This window comes from Priestia sp. SIMBA_032 (assembly GCF_046535215.1).
Taxonomy (GTDB): Bacteria; Bacillota; Bacilli; order Bacillales; family Bacillaceae_H; genus Priestia; species Priestia aryabhattai.
The window spans coordinates 1-241 of the sequence record NZ_JAWRXD010001453.1 but is presented as its reverse complement, the minus strand read 5'-3'; the positions used below and the strand labels follow the sequence as shown (position 1 = coordinate 241).

At 61.0% G+C, this 241-nt stretch carries 1 protein-coding gene; it reads left to right on the top strand.

Annotated features, from left to right (window positions below; all coding sequences use genetic code 11):
- On the top strand, nucleotides 1–241 hold a 241-nt coding region (locus SB717_RS39125), incomplete at both ends, for a hypothetical protein (RefSeq protein WP_410908671.1).

Here is a 241-nt window from a genome sequence, read left to right as displayed (position 1 = left end):
TTTGATCGAGGCCCAGACAGCCAACGACGCATACCGCGCCGCTGCGCTGTTCCAAGCCTTCAAAGACGCGCAGCCAGCTTCGGCAGCACCGACCCCAGACCGAACCATCCCTCCGGAAAACGTTCAGCCACGCTCAACTCGAACCGACCCAACGCCACCGGCGGCGGGAAAGTGGTGGAGCAATGCTGAAATCAGCGAGTTCTACAAGGATGTGGCGTTGGGCAAGCGGTACACGAAAGCC